We start from the raw sequence: 733 nt of genomic DNA, 5'->3' as shown, positions 1-733 counted from the left end.
TGGGCATTACCCTGAGGATGCGGGGCAAAGCCAAGGACTGGGGGAAACCTACCACGCTAACTATTGTCTACAAGCCAACTTTGCGGCAGTGGAATGCTTCCTTCACTGTAGAGGTAGAAGTACCTCGGCCTAAGTTTGGTTCCCGGTCAGATTTGAAGTATGAATCTATCGTTGCCTACGATTTGGGCACCGAGACCGCCATAACCCTATACGACGGGAGTGAGTTCCATGAGGTTGCTAATCCTCGGTTTACGCAGAGGAGTGAGGAGAAAGTTCGCAAGGTTGCCAAGCTCAAACGGCGGAAGCGTGCACCTAGGAAGGGGGTGAAGGCTTCTAGGAGATGGAAGAAAATCAACCGGCTAGAGGCTAAGCTCCAAGCCAAGGTTGCTCGCCAGCGTAGAGATTGGCAACACAAGGTTACCTCAGAGATTGCCCGTCGTTATGACATCGGGGTAACCGAAAAGCTCAACGTCAAGAACATGACCCGTCAAGCTAAGGGTAAAGGGAAGAAGCGCAAGGCCGGACTAAACAAGTCTATTTTGTCGGTGGGGTTTGGTGCGTTGAACCAAATGCTGACCTACAAAATCGAGCAGAAAGGTGGTCTGGTCTTGTTTCTTCCTACACAAACCCTCAAGCCGTCTCAGCGCTGTCCGTTCGCGTCAGCGGGACGGAGTCCTTAGTGCGGTGCTGTTCACAAGGAGTGGGCAGAGCTCAGTAACCGTTACCATGTCTG

The 733-nt window shown here is 52.3% G+C and carries 1 protein-coding gene; it reads left to right on the top strand.

Annotation, left to right across the window (positions count from 1 at the left end; translation table 11 throughout):
• Positions 1-680 (top strand): RNA-guided endonuclease InsQ/TnpB family protein (locus NW826_RS10640; RefSeq protein ID WP_414510108.1); only part of this gene is annotated, 680 nt, incomplete at its 5' end.
• Between the last annotated feature and the right edge of the window lie 53 nt (positions 681-733).

It is taken from the genome of Synechococcus sp. OH20, from assembly GCF_047502685.1.
Classification (GTDB): Bacteria; Cyanobacteriota; Cyanobacteriia; order Thermostichales; family Thermostichaceae; genus Thermostichus.
This window is presented reverse-complemented; position numbering and strand designations above follow the sequence as displayed.